Here is a 15156-nt window from a genome sequence, read left to right on the forward strand (position 1 = left end):
TTACCCGCGCCAAACGGCGTAACAGAAATGGTCGCGGCTCTAATCGCCACTGGATGACAGTTCAGTGGCAGGTCACCTCTAGGCATCATCAGTTGCAAGTTGGTTGCGCAAATCGGTCTGTCGTGCGCCAAGGCGAACGTGTGGCCAGATTAGCTCATGCGACGAGGCCCAGTGGTATCTCCACAACTGCTCGCGGGGCGGCAAGCTGGACCGTGACGCCGACGGCATGGCCTGCGAGCCTTTGCTGAGACCGCGCTGGGCTTGTCCCAATGCCCATGGTCGAACGTCACCACAGCAACAACTAGGGTTGTCCCTCAACATGTAGCGGAAAAGTGGAGGCAATCTCGGGGCTGATCGGATGTTGGCCCATGCTACCCCCGGGTGCCGGCACGGATAAAATAGAGAAGGAGGGGCGCAACGCAGCTGCGCCTTCCCCAAAAAACCAGCGAAGTGACAGGTCACCAGCTGGAACTGCCCCGTACTACCTTACGTGCTTCGGTTGATCCATTTTGTTCAAATACCGGGTGTCACGGCCACGTTGCTGAACCGGTTGCCTTGAGATCATTCTTTGAACGTCCTCTGTGAGTTCCTGAAGATCCCTTTCGAACCTTCCATCATCATCTTCATCCCCCATTTCGTTGTGGATTTGAATTCACTCCAGACCTTTTCTCTGTTTAGCGTGTGGAAGGGCACTTGGCACTGATGTGCTACCTGGAGCGCGTTTGCTTCGCTGCCCACACCTCATCGAAACCGGCGCACATTGCGGCTCCAGCACCACGACATTGCTCTAACGCAACAACGCTCACTCAGGTATATTTTTCATGGGAATTATCTGAGAAAGAGGAATCCTCTTTCGCCTATTTTTTCAGTTTCCTGCACTACATATCTGATGGCAATCCCATCAATGTTAGAGTTTACATAGAGGAAATTACAATCCCACCTGTGTTCAAAAAAATTATCTGCGAGCGATACATATTCACGAAATTTCATCGACATCCTTTCGAGTTCGCCGCCAACACGCTTGCCGCGCCGGCTCGAGCTGTGAAATAGTCACCGCTGTCTCGCCTTTCGATGGGCAGATTAGACTTACCCTATAGTATCGGCCAGAAAGGCCGAGCCCAGTCAGCTTGATACGCCGAATGTTGCCGCGAAAGACCTGTAGGCAGGAATCATCGCCTCGCAGTTGGGCCTAGGTCGCTGAACTGGGGTTGATACGACGAAGCCAGTCGGCGGTTGCACTGGTCCACTAGCTTTCTGCGAGATGCGCTGCCGAACGTGAGTGTTCCTCGCGTTCCGTACTATTATTTCACGTGGCCTAGGCTGCCTCGACCTCTCTGAAATTCCGCCAGAGCCGATTGACTGCCGGAAATAGGTTGCTCACGCCCTCCAGCTGGGCGATACGATCGCGTACGGCATCCTCGCTGATCACATCGAGCGGCATGCCCATGTGCTGGAGCCACAAAGCCGAGAACTGCCAGTCGCAACATTTCCCACCAGAGAGCCACTCGGCGATCTTGTCAGGGCGATAGTATATTCGATTGCCCTGCCCCCGACGCATCGGCTCGGTTGCGGGCCCCAAATCGCGCATTCTCCAATTCGCTAAGCTCTGGAGGCTGGCGCCAAGAAACCTTGCCGCGAGGCGAGATGGTATCGGGCGCCATGGAGGAAGGTTTGTCGTCATGGCAACCGAGAAGAAGTGCTTTACGTCGAGGTGTTTGGCGATCCCCTTCGGTGTCCAGCTGTCCAACTGTCCAACCTCTTTTTCTTCAAAGTGATAGCTAGAAGAGATACAAGTCTGCATGGTCCGTTGCTCCGCGCACCTGGTCAGTTGGCCACTTGGACAGCCGCCGCGACAATCGGCATCAATCCCGATGTCATGACATCCACGTCTCTAGCCACCAGAGCAGTTCTGACCTCGTCGCTCGAAGCGTTTAGCCACCTTTCCACCTCCTGCCACGCCCAGACGTAGCCACGCGGCGATCTTCCAAGGCGCGGGACTGATGTCTTAGTGCTCCGCTTGCAGTCACCGAGCTTTTTCAGGATCGGAGTGATCTGCTGCACGGTTACCGTTCGCCTCATGCGCTCTTCAACGGCGCTGGCCACATCTTCTGCCAGGTACACCTGACGATTGAACGGCGCCGAACCCGTTTCCCGAAGCTCAGTGATAACCTGTTCCAGAAGGGATGCGCTGGCCCGGATCAACTCTTCTTTGGCACCGGTAAGCGGCGGCTCTGCATTCGCGTCGAAGTCTGATAGATCGAGGTGGAGGAGATAGTGCTTGAAGGCCGCAACACTCTCGTCTGACATGCCTCCCTGCCAAAGTTCACTGTAGTATGCGTCCTCCCGTTTAGCGGCTTCCACCTTGCACACGAAGAGCCGCCGGTCGTCATGCTCGATGGCCATGGGCTTGTCGCTGTTGGTCATGATGATGATGCCGCGCGGCGTTCTCACGTTGAACGCATCAACCCCCTTGCGCTCGACGGACTGGATCTCCTCCGTGGTCCATCTCTTCAGGCGATTGTAAGCGGTCTTCAGCTCGTCGATCTGCAGTTCGTCGAGGGCTAGCAGACGAGTGTTTCCCAGCTCCGCCTGCCAACGCTCGCCTAGGATGCCACCGTACACCTCGCGAACATCGTTCTCATGAAACATGCGCTTTACGGCGCGCACCAAGAGGTTTTTGCCGACGCCTTGTTTAGATTGCAGCACGATAGCCGACTTGATCTTAGCAGCCGGCCGCTGGACGAGATGAGCAAGGTATTGGAGAACCCATTTCCTCTCGCCCTCGCCAGGCAAAAGATAGCGAAAATGGTCATGCCAGATCGAGGCGTCACCTTCCACCGCGGCGACGCCTCCGTCCTGCCAGGTGTTGAATGTCCGGATGCCATTTTCCTCGACGATGAGCTTGTCATTCCCAACCAGGAAGTCGTGTTCATCGGCCAAGCATGAGAGTGCCGAATTGCGGAAAGTGGTGCTGGCCAGCCGCTTCTTCTGCATATTCCGCGTGAAGGAGCGATCGAAATCGTCCTTCGTCTTGTCCCGTCCCGTCGAGATGTCAAAGAACAAACCAGTTTTGGCGTCGAGCACATATCGCCCCTGCAGTGGCACAAGCCCCGGTTCCGATTTTGCCAGCTGCACCGCGGTGCGAATCACCATTCCTTCACGGAACAGGCAGCCGTTGCACTCGGAGTTTGTTTCGGCAATCGTCTCGCATAGCTTCGGGCGGTATTTACTGGCGTGATCCAGTTTGGCCTCCGCTTCGCGATATGAGTAGCGGGGATCACGGCTGGACAGATTGTGAAAATACCGCCTCCCTTCCGGAATGTGCGCCAGAAGGTCCGCAGCATCCTTCCACTGCGGTTCTGTTAGGCGTTCGCTGCCCTCGTCACACCCTTTGAGAAAACTACATCCGGAGATCATCGCCAGAGCTCCAGCAGCATTCTTGCAGGCATCTTCGTCGCCCGACATCATTTCCTGACGAAGCGTGTCGGCTAGTTGGTGCTCGCCGGAACGCGGCGAATTGTTGGAACTCGAAGCAACCCGATCCGCGACAACGTCTTCCAGTTGCTCAAGGGTCCAGAGCCGATCACTTGACGTGCCCAAGATGCGGACAGGCTTGGCCGGCTTAGTCTTAGGATTGAAAGTGCCGGGGACCCTCAGGACACGCGCGAGATCTGCGATAGGGTCCAACTTGAGGCCATGCCGTTCCCAAGTTATTCGGGCCTGCTCATACCACGCTGACCAGAGCCGCTGAATGCGGCTCCGATCGTCCTTGCTTTCCAAAAGCAGCGGCTGCTGAAACTGCCAGATCGGGTAGAGCCCTCCCCCAGAATGGATGACCAGAGTCGGCTCGGGCAGATCGGCTTCATTTAGCAGACCGAGCGCCTGTTCCTCGGTTTTGGGGAGGTTCGTGGCAGCGTGGACCCCCGTAGCCAGGTCGATGTCGAGCGCCAAGAAGGCGAGGGCACAGGCCGTGTCCCCTCGGCGCGTCTGTTCCTCAAAGGCTTGCTCGTCGTGGAGGGCCACCGCGAGATACCGATGAACGTTATCGGGCTGCGCTGCCAGGAAGTCGAAGACGATTTCCCGATCGGCGTATGGGAAGACCGCATGCCGTCTACGTTCCCCCGACAGATCGCGTTCGAAGACAACCAGGTTTCCCCCGCTGTCCTGCCCGAACATCCGCTCGACGTAGTTCTTAATTTGTTTCCTGTCGGACTGCATGCGGACCTACCATGCCTTCCGAGAAAACAAGGTAGTCAGAAACCTGCGCGGATCTGCGTTGTCATAGTGTTCGAACTCACGAATGCGCCGAGTGCGATCGTCTTTCAGAATGATATCGGCCGCTTGCCTTATATCGTCGTCACCTGCTTCCCGAGCTGCCCAGGATTTCCAGCTTGGAACGAACGCCTTCGAAAACCAGTAATGTCCAGACGCAAAGGCGGGATGGGGCTTCGGGCCCAACCCTGCCTGTACCAGTTCGATGAGCGCTTGCTTGGTGATGTGAAGTTTTAGAGCTACCTTGTGGTCGACCATAAGATGTCTTTCGTACTTAGCCAAATATGGGAAGAGGTCTATGGGATTTTGTTCTTTCATGTATTCCGCCTTTCGGTTCACCTGGCCGCTGCCAGTGGCGAACAGATGTTGACTACCGATGAGGGGAACAACCGAAGTGTGCTGCGTCGTGCTGCAGTCAGATCTCACCACGAGGCGCGTGATGTGCGCAGGCCGCGAACCACACAAGTGCAGCCTTTTGGACGCCGAGCATTTGAAACTCGGCATCCATGACGCGCTACTAATGCTTGCTGGGATCAGTGGCTCACATTTGGAGCTGCGACCATCACATCCAAATCGTACCGTCCGGCCCAGCTATATCCCCAGGCGATTGAAGTGGGCTTTGGAAGATCCTCCAAACTGACCTCAGGGACACTTGCGTCCTCACAGGAAAGCAAGATGGTCTCGTGATCGGGAAGATCATCGACCAAGTGTGTGAGCCATGGGCGAATGTGAAGGCTTTTGTCCCAGAGACTGAAAACTGCGAATGGACAGTTTTTGTAGACAAGCATGTGGCTGGCCTTCACCACCCTATGATAGAAAAAATCTTCGCCCGTCGAGAGGTAGACGCCTGCAGAGGGGATAGCGTCGTCCTCCTCCTCACGTCGACGCAAGATAGGCTCCTCAGGAAAGTGTGGTTCACCGTTTGTCGTGACCGGAGGTGGGAGCGCCCCATGCTCAGCCATTCGCAAAACGTTTTCTTTGAGCACACCAAGCAAGTCGGCAACTTCTGAGACTGTCAAATATTTGTCGGACATTGGTTTCCTTTCAATGGATGGTCCGACCCATTTGGTCCCGCCAAGCTCGTTCCGCTAGGCGCGTAATCCGCGATACTCTAGGGGAAGAGAACTCCGTCGAGATCGTCTCCGAGTGACCAATCCCGCCTGCGCCAAAACTTGAGCCAGGTCCAAGGGCCCAAACCCGACTGGTCAACTAGCCGCGGTAGCTGTGTCTATATCACTGCATGGACCAGGCGCCGGCGCCCCCACAAAAGTCAGTCGAGCTTCAGCCTCTTCGACCCTATCGCGTGAAGACACTGCGCTAGGAAGACAGCGCTGAAGCGTCCGCGTGACAGTTTGTTGCGGATGTTCGGCACCTTCTCCTCGACGCCGATGACAGCCAACTTCTCGGCCAAGTCGGCGTAGCTCAGACCCTGAAGCTTTAGCTCGGCTTTCAACACCCCGCTGATCAGTCGCTCCCACTCGGCTTCGGTCATCCGAACATTCTCCAGCAAAAAATCTTTGGCGGCCTATTGAAGGCAATTTTGCGCCACTTATGTATCGCATATAGTGCAAACACACCGTATACGATCAACTACCAATCCCAAGGAACTCACAACATGACCATCGACCAGACAACGGCAAAAGTGCTGACCGACCTTCTTCGCGAACTCTCCTCGGAACTGGACCTTCATCACGAAGATGAAGAGTTTACAGCCCTTAAATCAACGATTGAAACGCTGCGAAGCGCTGCCACCCTGATGACGGACGCCGGCCACAAGACCCCTGAAGTCTATCACCATGTCATGCGCCGCTTCGAACGGGCGACTCGTTCCTAACATAGCCGAAGCCAAACTTCACGGCGTCCAGCCTTCCTCCTCAAAGGACTTTCAATGACCAAACTGTTCGACCCGTTCATCTCGAGCTCCGACTATCTGGCCCTGGCGCGTGATCGCGACCGGACCGGAACATCCAGACTACACGAGGATCTCTCCCAAATGCTCGACAACGACTACGCCTGCGGCCTAAACCAAGAACACGTCGATGTCCTTATCTATCCCGCCAACTGGAGCTCCGCCGTACGCGATGAGAACAGGAAACCGCGGGCCTATCTCCACGCAAGGGTTAACCAAAAGGGAAACGCGGAGGTTAACTGGGCGCGAGGCGACCACGAAGTCGTTTATGAAAATGACTTTCTGGCCAGGTACGTGAGCGCGGCTCAGTCCGCCGCCTCGGTCACAGGGCGAGGCATCGGGGAACTGATGTGGTGGAAGGGCTTCGAGCTTCTGGTCAGCAATGCAATTATCCGCAGATCGCCTGTAGCCACCGCGCTCCTGTACGCCCACGCCGCCAGCCTCAACGAGCTCGCATCCGTCCTTGCCCAACACGTCAATCTGGTCGGCGCAATGGCGCTCAAGTTCACCTATCAGGATGGCGAAATAACCTCGGCGGACTTCATGTCGACCATCCCGCCTGATCGGCTCCGAGAGATAATCCAGGAGCGGGGCCGGCGGAAGGCGGCAATGCTTCGAGAGGCCGTCGCACGCATCGCGAAGTTTGATCCTGAGGATCCTGAATGATCCTCTGCCACCTCTTCCTCCTTCTTCAGGCACCCGATGTTTTTCCAATGGCTTCGGTGTCACGTCCGCCCCCGGCTCTCGCAGCGTTCTTCGAATCTGCCGATTGACAGTCGTACCTAAAAAGCTCCACCGACATCACGTGGGCGACACCTTCTCGGCCGAGCTTTCCCAATGCAGGCCCGAGGAGCGATGGCACAACCAGCTGGATTTTGGGCTGGCATTTCCGTGCTGCAGCTCGGCCGCCGGCCTGAACGTTTTGGAACCAGCTAGGCCGCAGATCTTTCGATCACCTGCGCGCCTGGTACCGGACAGGGGAAGGTGTACACGATATCCTGTGCTGATCGGTCGGGTTTGCTTGGGAATGGACCTATCTATGGCCCGCAAAAATTTTTGCTTTTTCGGGTAATAGCACTCGCCGCCGGACGGTCCGGGGCAAAGAAAAGCACTCCCCCTATAGTACCACGCCCAAGGCCCATAGAACCGTATTGTCCAACGAACTAGATCAGGCTGGCCCCGCCATCAATGGCCTCCACACACCAGCGTGTTTTCTGATCTGTGACCAACCGCATTTTTGAGAATAGCCATCACCCCGACCAAAGCGCCCCGCTCCGGCTGGACATAGCCGCTCGCATCGCTTTCCCCGACGGTACGATGGGGGCACCAGGGCTGCGCAAGGAGCGGGATGCTGGCCGACTTGTAACAGAGATGATCGCGGGGAAGGAGTATGTCACCTTGGCCGCGATCGCCGAGATGAGGGAAAGATGTCGAGGACTTCGAAAGGGGCACGCCTCGTCTGGCGGGACGAAAGCAGGAAGCAGGACGGATCCCTACGGAGCCGCGCCGGCTGGTTCATTCGTGACGGCAACACCTTCGTCAGCGCTTGCGGCGGCACTGGCAACCGCGAACGCGCTGAAAAACGGCTTGCCAGCTACATCACCGAAAAGTACGAGCCGGTCCGCGAGCGCAGTCGTGATCCCGCTACGGTCGCAATAGCCGACGCCATTAGTGTCTACCTAACTGACGTCGCGCCAAATCACGCCAAGCCCAAGGAAACCGGTGGCCGTATGGTCTCAGTGCTGAACTGGTTCGGCAATATGATGATCGGCGACATCGACGGCAAGATCTGCCGCGACTATGCTAAAGCACACGGCGGCGGTGCAGCCGCTCGGCGGCAGTTGGAGGACTTGCGGGCAGCGCTGAACAACTATCATCGAGAGGGCTACATAACCTCAGCGCCGGCCATCGTGCTGCCACCTAAGTCCTTGCCCAGAGATCGCTGGCTGACACGAAACGAAGCGGCGGCTTTGATCCGCGCTGCGTGGCGCATGCGTCAGTCGTGGAAAGGTCGGGCTAGCGACCGTCGCACAGGGCGCCACGTCGCGCGCTTTATCCTTGTCGCGCTCTACACCGGCACGCGCTCGGCGGCGATCTGTGGTGCCGCCGTCCGACCTACCGAAGGGGCGGGCCATTTGGACCTGGAGCGCGGCGTTTTCTATCGTCGCGCAGCTGGTCGCCTCGAGACCAAGAAGCGCCAGCCGCCGGTACGTCTGCCCGATCGTCTGCTTGCCCATGTACGGCGATGGGCCGTCACTCCGCTGGAGATCAAGACCAAGGGTCGCGGCAAGAGCTCAAACGTCGGTCGAATGATCGCCCACGACTACGTCGTTGAGTGGAACGGGAAACCCGTCCAGTCAATCAAGAAGGCGTTCCGCTCAGTGGTCGAGGCAGCCGGATTGGGCTGGTACGACGATGTTGAAGCTCCGGATGGAGGCGTCAGACGCATATTCCGTACCGATGTGACTCCTCACATCTTCCGCCACACCGCTGCAACATGGCTAATGCAACAAGGCTCCGACCCTTGGGCAGCCGCTGGCTTCCTCGGCATGACCGTCGAGATGCTGATCCAGACGTATGGCCACCATCATCCAGACTTCCAGGCAGAGGCGGCCGAGGCGATTGTCTCCAAGTCGCGCTACAGGAGCCTTCCAAAAAATGTGGTACGCATGCCGGAGGCACAGACGACGAACGCCCCCACAGCTCCCCACAGAAACCCCACAGGTATGCTAGAAACAAAGGTGAACAAAGGTCGCCGACCGTGATGAGGAATGGCGGAAATCCGGGTTTTCGCTGGCAGACCCCGTCGTTCGGGACGAGGGGGTCGCAGGTTCAAATCCTGCCACTCCGACCAGAGAAAACAAAGAGTTAACGCATCCCGACTTCGGCGCTCCACCTGCCCCTCAAGCGAGATTACTCGCGTCCCCCGCCAGTCGGATGGGCGAATTTCTATTCGCCGTGCCTCTGTGACCCGGCCGACAGCGATGCCTGTTGCACTGGACAGTAACCAGTCAACCGGCCGCCTGATGCCTTCATGCGTGCGCTCGCGGACAGTTTCGGGTAAACATCCCGACTGGTACGCGCGTCCCCCTCAGCGGAGGCCAAAAAAGCTCAAGATCGCTATCACGATGACCACAGCTCCAACGAGCCAAATGATATTGTTCATGATCTCTCTCCTGTTGCCTGGGAAGCCCGCGCCTCTGGCAGAGAACGCGGGCCGACCAGCCTTTGCCGACTGATCCGCAGCAGACACCAAATCGTGATCCCGGCTGCGGGAAATAAACCATCAGGCACGCCTAATGTTCCGCCGTTTGACGAGATCCAGCGATGACCAGTGAACGTTCGGGTCGATGCCGGACGACCGGAACCAAAGCGATCAGGGGCAGTTTATCCAATGAAGGGCTAATTAAGAAAATGGAGAAACTGCAATGAAAACAATGATCATGTGCGCGTTGGCGCTTTCCCTTGGACTGCCCGTTGTGGCTTCGGCAGCCGAAGCCGATGTGGTTGTTAGAACCCATCATCGACATCACGAAAGCGTCAAGATCATCAACGAAGACGGTCAGCGCTTGCACCACCGCCGCCATGGTACCGTAGCGTTCTATGACCATGGGCGCCGGCATCATCACCGCGATACTGTTGTCGTGACAGGTTCCGTCTCCACCCACCGTCACCACCATCGACACCATCCCGTTGTGATCGAAAACGACGGGTACTGATCGCAGATCTCCGGCCCGATTCTTGATGAGTCGGGCCACGAAAGGCCTTTTGGCACGCATCCTGGGTCATGCTTTGGCGGCGCCGTCGGCAAGACCATTGCGGCCCACGACCAGACTTAGGTCCGACCCCTCCCCGACCGAAGTCCAGGGTTGGAAACGTTTGCCCTTGCCCCAAATTCGAGTGGCGGGCAAAAAATGATCAATGAACTATGAGCAGCAGCATGTCGAACCGTGAGACCAAGAAATCCTATGCCCTGAGCATGCGCATGACAGAGATCAAAGCCAGGATGCCGGAAGCCCAGATTACCGAAGACGAGATGAAGACCTTCCAGAAGGTCGCAGCCATCATGGAGGGCGGCGAGGGCCCAATCGAGGTTGACGATCTGATTGCCGCGTCATTCCTCACCGAGACGACGCTGAACAGCCAGAAGCGTTAAGCGACCATGCCGACGATTTGCAGACTTTTTGATTCCCCCGTCGATGCGGCGCGGGTCGCCAGCGACTTGGTGGCAGCCGGAATTCCTCGCGTACAGATCGCGATCATCGGGCCTTACAATGACGAGGCGGGATCTCTTCGGGTTTCCGCTTTGGGATCGTTATTTGGCGCTGCCGCCGGCGGGTTGGTCTGCCTGAGTGCCGTTGCGGCCTATGGCATCAATCCTGTTGCTGCGGGCGTATTGCCAACAGCGGTGGCTGGCGCGGTCTGTGGCGGCGTTGCCGGTCTGTTTGGAACATTCGCCACGGCCGCCATAAAGGCGGATGATCAGGAGGTTGCCGAAGGGGTCGTTCTGGTGACGGCGCATGTCGATGAAAATGACGCCGACATCGCTCAGACAGTGCTCGGCGGTTGCCCCCCGTCGAGGTTCGTGGCCGAGGCAGCGTAGGAAAGGCCGCCCCGACGTCGCCGGAACCGGTACTCTCCGTTTGCCAGCGATTGAGCCCAACACTCGGCAGATAGCAATTCCAGTGACTGAGATGTTCCTGCGTCGGCCGCAAAGGCCGGGCCCAGTGGGAGGTTTCTTCGAGGCCGCATATTTTGACGAAAAGGTCTGTCGGTCTTAGGGTCGTGAACTTGATGGAGTCAGTGAACGGCGGGCCGAGTGCGACATGAATTTGAATTCAACCACAGCCTCGCCCTTGATTCTCGTGATGACGCTGGTTCTCGTCGCTGGCTGTTCATCGCTCGGCAGAACCGTCGATCCAGCGAAATACGATTCGATGACGTGCACCGACCTCAACAGGGCGATGGGAGACGTCGCCCGTGACATCTCGCAAACGGCAATCACGCGCGGCAAGGTCGCCAACACCAATGTTCCACGCTGGCTGCTCGGCGGCTCACGCGTGAAGACCGCGGTGGCCAACCGTGAAACAGCCAGGATCGACCGGCTCAAGCAGCAACAGGATGCCATTGCCGCTGTGCGAGCACGCAAGTGCCCGAGCTCCACAAATTGAGCGGACAGCCAGTGTATCGGTGCGAAGCCTGGTTCAGGCGCTCAGGCGAAATCGCGTCATGTCGATCGCGGCGGCCATCAGCGTCTGTGTGTAAGCGTGCCGCGGATCGCTGAAGATCGCCTCGGTCGGCCCCTCCTCGACGATCTTGCCCTGTTTCATGACGATGATGTAGTCGGCCATGGCGCGCACGACCGACAGATCGTGGCTGATGAAGAGATAGGACAATTCGTGGTCCGCCTGCAGCTTGCGCAACAGTTCGACGATCTGTTTCTGCACAGAGCGATCGAGCGCCGAGGTCGGCTCATCCAATACCACCAGCCTGGGCTTCAGGATCATGGCGCGAGCAATGGCGATGCGCTGCCGCTGGCCGCCGGAGAATTCGTGCGGGTAGCGATTGCGTGCGTTGGGGTCGAGGCCGACCTCGCGCAAGGCGTCGACCGCGCGTTGATCACGCTGCTTGCCCGAGAGATCAGGCTCATGCACCAGAAGTCCTTCGGTGATGACCTGGCCGACGGTCATGCGCGGCGACAGCGAGCCGAACGGGTCCTGGAAGACAAGCTGCATCTGGCGCCGCAGCGGCCGCATCGCCTGCCTGTCGGCTTGGGAAATGTCGCGATCGCCGAAACGGATAAGCCCGTCGCTCGGCAACAGCCGCAGCAAGGCGCGGCCGAGCGTCGACTTGCCCGAGCCGGATTCACCAACGATGCCGATGGTCTGGTTGCGCTGCAGCCGGATCGAGATGTGATCGACGGCACGCAGCATCAGCGGTTCACCAGCAAGAAACCCGCCGCCAATCCTGAACGTCACTTCGACATTTCTGCCTTCAAGCAGCACCGGAGCATTGGCGGGCGGCGGCGCCTTGCTGCCGGTCGGCTCGGACGCCAGCAGCATTTTCGTGTAGGCATGCTGGGGATTGACGAAGATGGCCTCCGCCTCCCCCTCCTCGACAACCTCGCCCTGGCGCATGACATAGACCCGGTCGGCAAAGCGGCGGACGATGCCAAGATCGTGGGTGATGAAGACGATCGCCATGCCGAGCTTGCGCTGCAATTCGGCCAGAAGCATCAGGATCTGCGCCTGGATGGTCACGTCGAGCGCCGTCGTCGGCTCGTCGGCGATCAATATGTCAGGGTCGTTGGCGAGCGCCATCGCGATCATCACACGCTGGCGCTGGCCACCGGACATTTCATGCGGATAGGATTTCATCCGCCGCTCGGGATCGGGAATATGCACCAGCCGCAGCAGCTTGAGCGCCTCTTCCCGCGCGTCGGGGGCATTCAGGCCCCGGTGCCGGCGGATCGGCTCGATCAACTGATTGCCAATCGAATAGAGCGGATCGAGCGAAGTCATCGGCTCCTGAAAGATCATGCTGATCTTGCGGCCACGAACCTGGTTGAGCTCGGATTTGCTAAGCGTCAGAAGATTGCGGCCGCGATAATCGACGCTGCCTGTCGCTTCCCCATTCGATGCCAGCAGGCTCATCGCCGCCATCATCGTCTGGCTTTTGCCGGACCCGGATTCGCCAACCACGGCAACGGTCTCGCCAGATTTGACATGGATGTTGATGCCCTTGACTGCTTCGACGGCGCCGTCAAGCGTGCGGAAGCGGACACGCAGATCCTTGACGCTGAGGATCGTTTCGGAAGCAGCCATCTCGGCGATCCCCATCTTAGCGATCCCTTGGGTCAAGTGCGTCGCGCAGGCCGTCGCCGACGAAATTCAGCGCGAACAGCGTCGAGACGAGGAAGAAGGCGGGGAACAGGAGCAGCCAGTTGGCGGTGCCGATGTTCTTGGCGCCGACCGAGATCAGCACGCCCCAGCTGGTCATCGGCTCCTGCACGCCGAGCCCCAGGAATGACAGGAAACTCTCCAGGATGATGACCTGCGGCACCAGCAGCGTCATGTAGATGACCACCGGGCCGAGCAGATTGGGAATGACGTGGCGCAGCAGGATACCGCGCTGGCCGACACCCATGGCTTCCGCCGCCTGGACATACTCCTGCCGGCGGATCGACAGCGCCTGGCCGCGCACGATCCGCGCCATGTCGAGCCACAGCACGGCGCCGACCGCCAGGAACATCAGCACGAAGTTGCGGCCGAAGAACACCACCAGCATGATGACGAAGAAGATGAAGGGCAAGGAATAGAGCACGTCGACGATGCGCATCATCACCTCGTCGATTTTGCCGCCGGCAAAGCCGGCCGCGGCCCCGTAGACCACGCCGATGACCACCGCCACGACACCCGCGAGCAGGCCGATGGCCAGCGATATGCGCCCGGCCATCAGCGTGCGCGACAATAGGTCCCGGCCGGTGTTGTCGGTGCCGAACAGGAAATATTGCTGCTTGATCGAGGCGCTCATCGTCGCTTCAAGACCGTCGGGCGACTTGCTCTCGATCTTGGTGCCGTCAAAGGCATCGGAACGGTCGAGATAACGGATGTTGCGATCGTCGATCGGCCTGGTCGACTTGACGGTGACGAAGACCTGGTTGCCTTCCTGCCGCCACTCCTTGATCTCAACCCGCATGCGCTTGATCGCTTCGGTAAGCGCCGTCTCGACCATGTCGGCCTTCGGATAGGCTGACAGGCTTGGCGGCATGCGCACATAGTCGGCATAGATGGTAGTGTATTGATGTGGCACGAACCACGGCCCGAATACGCTGACGACACCGATCAGGGCAAGGTAGTACAGGCTGAACATGGCGGCGCGATTGGCCTTGAGACGCGCCCAGGCATCCCCCCAGAGTGAACGGGCGATGACGGCGGGGGCGGCTGTGGCTGCGATGTCAGTCATAGCGCACCCTCGGATCGACGACCGCGTACATGACGTCGACGATCAGGTTGAAGACAATGGTAAAGATGGCGATCACCACCACCGTTCCCATCACCAGCGTGTAGTCACGATTGAGCGCGGCATCGACGAAATAGCGGCCAACGCCTGGAATGGAGAAGATCGTCTCGACAATGACCGAGCCGGTCAGCAATGCCGCCGCCGCCGGACCGGTGAGGGAGACGATCGGCAGGATGGCGCCGCGCAGCGCGTGCTTGACCACCACCGACCAATCGGACAGGCCGAGCGCGCGCGCCGTGCGGATGTGATGGGACCGCAAGGATTCGATCATCGAGCCACGCATCAGCCGGGCGACGATGGCGATCTGCGGCAGAGCGAGCGTCAACACCGGACCGACCTTGTTGATGAAAGCGCCATCGCCCCACCCACCGATCGGCAGCAGCCTCCAGGTCAGCCCGAACAGGAGTTGGATCACCGGCGCGATGACGAAGGTTGGGATGGTGCTGCCGGCCGTCGCCAGCGCGATCACCGTATAGTCGCCAAGCTTGTTCTGGTTAAGCGCCGCAATGGTGCCGAGCACACAACCGAGCAGCAGCGCCAGGACGAGCGCCGAGGCGCCGAGCTGAACCGATATAGGCAGGCCCTTGGCGAAGAGTTCGGTGACGGTGAAGTCCGGCATGTTGTAGCTCGGGCCGAAATTGCCGCGCAGCAGATTGCCGAGATAATGGACGAATTGCAGCCAGAGCGGGTCGTTGAGGCCGAACTGGGCTTCGAGATTGGCCTTGATCTCGGGGCTCAGCCCCCGCTCTTGGTTGAATGGGCCGCCCGGCGCGACGCGCATCAGGAAAAACGCCATGGTCACAATGACGAACAGCGTCGGGATGGCGGTCAGAAGCCGCCGTAATACGTATCGCAGCATCGGTGCCCCGCTTGATCCAGAGCAACGCGCGTCCAGCCGGACGGTTGCGCTCTAGCCTTCAAATCTTCGCACCGACATACCGAAAATCGATTCC

At 58.7% G+C, this 15156-nt stretch carries 15 protein-coding genes; 6 read left to right on the forward strand and 9 right to left on the reverse strand.

The genetic code is table 11. The features are described from left to right. Positions 1 to 1315 precede the first annotated feature (1315 nt). From X735_RS165440 to X735_RS165420, 5 genes are all read right to left on the reverse strand, one after another. Positions 1316 to 1801 carry a hypothetical protein gene (locus tag X735_RS165440; RefSeq protein WP_128302937.1) on the reverse strand — a complete coding sequence of 162 codons (486 nt, stop codon included), beginning with the start codon at positions 1799 to 1801 and terminating at the stop codon, positions 1316 to 1318. Between the two features lie 23 nt (positions 1802 to 1824). Continuing rightward, entirely contained in the window at positions 1825 to 4218 is a 2394-nt protein-coding gene (locus tag X735_RS165435) for a primase-helicase family protein (RefSeq protein ID WP_023808485.1), read from the reverse strand. 6 nt (positions 4219 to 4224) lie between these two features. Beyond that, the gene (locus tag X735_RS165430; protein ID WP_155930531.1) at positions 4225 to 4590 is read right to left on the reverse strand and encodes a hypothetical protein; all 366 of its coding nucleotides are present in this window, start codon (positions 4588 to 4590) and stop codon (positions 4225 to 4227) included. A 215-nt stretch (positions 4591 to 4805) separates the two neighbouring features. Next, the gene (locus tag X735_RS165425) at positions 4806 to 5306 is read right to left on the reverse strand and encodes a hypothetical protein (protein WP_023808487.1); all 501 of its coding nucleotides are present in this window, start codon (positions 5304 to 5306) and stop codon (positions 4806 to 4808) included. A gap of 236 nt (positions 5307 to 5542) precedes the next feature. After that, positions 5543 to 5764: a DUF6471 domain-containing protein gene (locus tag X735_RS165420; protein ID WP_023808488.1), complete on the reverse strand. Its 222-nt coding sequence runs from the start codon at positions 5762 to 5764 to the stop codon at positions 5543 to 5545. Between the two features lie 123 nt (positions 5765 to 5887). Between X735_RS165420 and X735_RS165415 the strand changes: the two genes are divergently transcribed. The 3 genes from X735_RS165415 to X735_RS165405 all read left to right on the forward strand — a co-directional run bounded on the left by X735_RS165415 (position 5888) and on the right by X735_RS165405 (position 8946). Next, positions 5888 to 6106, forward strand: coding sequence for a hypothetical protein (locus tag X735_RS165415; protein WP_023808489.1), 219 nt, complete (start codon positions 5888 to 5890; stop codon positions 6104 to 6106). A gap of 54 nt (positions 6107 to 6160) precedes the next feature. Beyond that, the gene (locus X735_RS165410) at positions 6161 to 6847 is read left to right on the forward strand and encodes a hypothetical protein (RefSeq protein ID WP_023808490.1); all 687 of its coding nucleotides are present in this window, start codon (positions 6161 to 6163) and stop codon (positions 6845 to 6847) included. A gap of 761 nt (positions 6848 to 7608) precedes the next feature. Beyond that, complete coding sequence (locus X735_RS165405; protein WP_023808491.1) at positions 7609 to 8946, forward strand: site-specific integrase; 1338 nt, start codon at positions 7609 to 7611, stop codon at positions 8944 to 8946. Positions 8947 to 9477: 531 nt separating this feature from the next. Here X735_RS165405 and X735_RS1000000169190 read toward each other — a convergent pair. After that, the gene (locus tag X735_RS1000000169190; RefSeq protein WP_196815281.1) at positions 9478 to 9861 is read right to left on the reverse strand and encodes a hypothetical protein; all 384 of its coding nucleotides are present in this window, start codon (positions 9859 to 9861) and stop codon (positions 9478 to 9480) included. Positions 9862 to 10121: 260 nt separating this feature from the next. On the opposite strand from X735_RS1000000169190, the gene X735_RS165395 reads away from it, so the two are divergent. From X735_RS165395 to X735_RS165385, 3 genes are all read left to right on the forward strand, one after another. After that, positions 10122 to 10337: a hypothetical protein gene (locus tag X735_RS165395; RefSeq protein ID WP_023808493.1), complete on the forward strand. Its 216-nt coding sequence runs from the start codon at positions 10122 to 10124 to the stop codon at positions 10335 to 10337. Between the two features lie 6 nt (positions 10338 to 10343). After that, positions 10344 to 10784: a hypothetical protein gene (locus X735_RS1000000169540; RefSeq protein WP_023808494.1), complete on the forward strand. Its 441-nt coding sequence runs from the start codon at positions 10344 to 10346 to the stop codon at positions 10782 to 10784. 223 nt (positions 10785 to 11007) lie between these two features. Continuing rightward, positions 11008 to 11352 (forward strand): hypothetical protein, encoded by a 345-nt coding sequence (locus X735_RS165385; RefSeq protein WP_023808495.1) that lies wholly within the window; start codon positions 11008 to 11010, stop codon positions 11350 to 11352. Positions 11353 to 11385: 33 nt separating this feature from the next. On the opposite strand, the gene X735_RS165380 is transcribed toward X735_RS165385, so the two are convergent. From X735_RS165380 to X735_RS165370, 3 genes are read right to left on the reverse strand one after another with little or no spacing between them, the layout of a single operon-like run. Next, entirely contained in the window at positions 11386 to 13005 is a 1620-nt protein-coding gene (locus X735_RS165380) for an ABC transporter ATP-binding protein (RefSeq protein ID WP_023808496.1), read from the reverse strand. 16 nt (positions 13006 to 13021) lie between these two features. Further along, positions 13022 to 14146 carry an ABC transporter permease subunit gene (locus X735_RS165375; protein WP_023808497.1) on the reverse strand — a complete coding sequence of 375 codons (1125 nt, stop codon included), beginning with the start codon at positions 14144 to 14146 and terminating at the stop codon, positions 13022 to 13024. Next, a complete protein-coding gene (locus X735_RS165370; RefSeq protein ID WP_023808498.1) occupies positions 14139 to 15062 on the reverse strand; it encodes an ABC transporter permease subunit in 924 nt (307 codons plus the stop codon). Before X735_RS165370 ends, X735_RS165375 begins: the two co-directional genes overlap by 8 nt. Positions 15063 to 15156: the final 94 nt, after the last annotated feature.

The organism is Mesorhizobium sp. L2C084A000, assembly GCF_000502875.1.
GTDB lineage: Bacteria > Pseudomonadota > Alphaproteobacteria > Rhizobiales > Rhizobiaceae > Mesorhizobium.

Excerpts from the sequence above, each read along its gene's own strand:
- X735_RS165375 (WP_023808497.1), bottom strand. The coding sequence starts at position 14,146 with ATGACTGACATCGCAGCCACAGCCGCCCCCGCCGTCATCGCCCGTTCA.
- X735_RS165370 (WP_023808498.1), bottom strand. The coding sequence starts at position 15,062 with ATGCTGCGATACGTATTACGGCGGCTTCTGACCGCCATCCCGACGCTG.
- X735_RS165380 (WP_023808496.1), bottom strand. The coding sequence starts at position 13,005 with ATGGCTGCTTCCGAAACGATCCTCAGCGTCAAGGATCTGCGTGTCCGC.
- X735_RS165415 (WP_023808489.1), top strand. The coding sequence starts at position 5,888 with ATGACCATCGACCAGACAACGGCAAAAGTGCTGACCGACCTTCTTCGC.
- X735_RS165410 (WP_023808490.1), top strand. The coding sequence starts at position 6,161 with ATGACCAAACTGTTCGACCCGTTCATCTCGAGCTCCGACTATCTGGCC.
- X735_RS1000000169190 (WP_196815281.1), bottom strand. The coding sequence starts at position 9,861 with ATGGTGGTGACGGTGGGTGGAGACGGAACCTGTCACGACAACAGTATC.
- X735_RS165420 (WP_023808488.1), bottom strand. The coding sequence starts at position 5,764 with ATGACCGAAGCCGAGTGGGAGCGACTGATCAGCGGGGTGTTGAAAGCC.
- X735_RS165430 (WP_155930531.1), bottom strand. The coding sequence starts at position 4,590 with ATGAAAGAACAAAATCCCATAGACCTCTTCCCATATTTGGCTAAGTAC.
- X735_RS165435 (WP_023808485.1), bottom strand. The coding sequence starts at position 4,218 with ATGCAGTCCGACAGGAAACAAATTAAGAACTACGTCGAGCGGATGTTC.
- X735_RS165395 (WP_023808493.1), top strand. The coding sequence starts at position 10,122 with ATGTCGAACCGTGAGACCAAGAAATCCTATGCCCTGAGCATGCGCATG.
- X735_RS165405 (WP_023808491.1), top strand. The coding sequence starts at position 7,609 with ATGTCGAGGACTTCGAAAGGGGCACGCCTCGTCTGGCGGGACGAAAGC.
- X735_RS165385 (WP_023808495.1), top strand. The coding sequence starts at position 11,008 with ATGAATTTGAATTCAACCACAGCCTCGCCCTTGATTCTCGTGATGACG.
- X735_RS165425 (WP_023808487.1), bottom strand. The coding sequence starts at position 5,306 with ATGTCCGACAAATATTTGACAGTCTCAGAAGTTGCCGACTTGCTTGGT.
- X735_RS1000000169540 (WP_023808494.1), top strand. The coding sequence starts at position 10,344 with ATGCCGACGATTTGCAGACTTTTTGATTCCCCCGTCGATGCGGCGCGG.
- X735_RS165440 (WP_128302937.1), bottom strand. The coding sequence starts at position 1,801 with ATGCAGACTTGTATCTCTTCTAGCTATCACTTTGAAGAAAAAGAGGTT.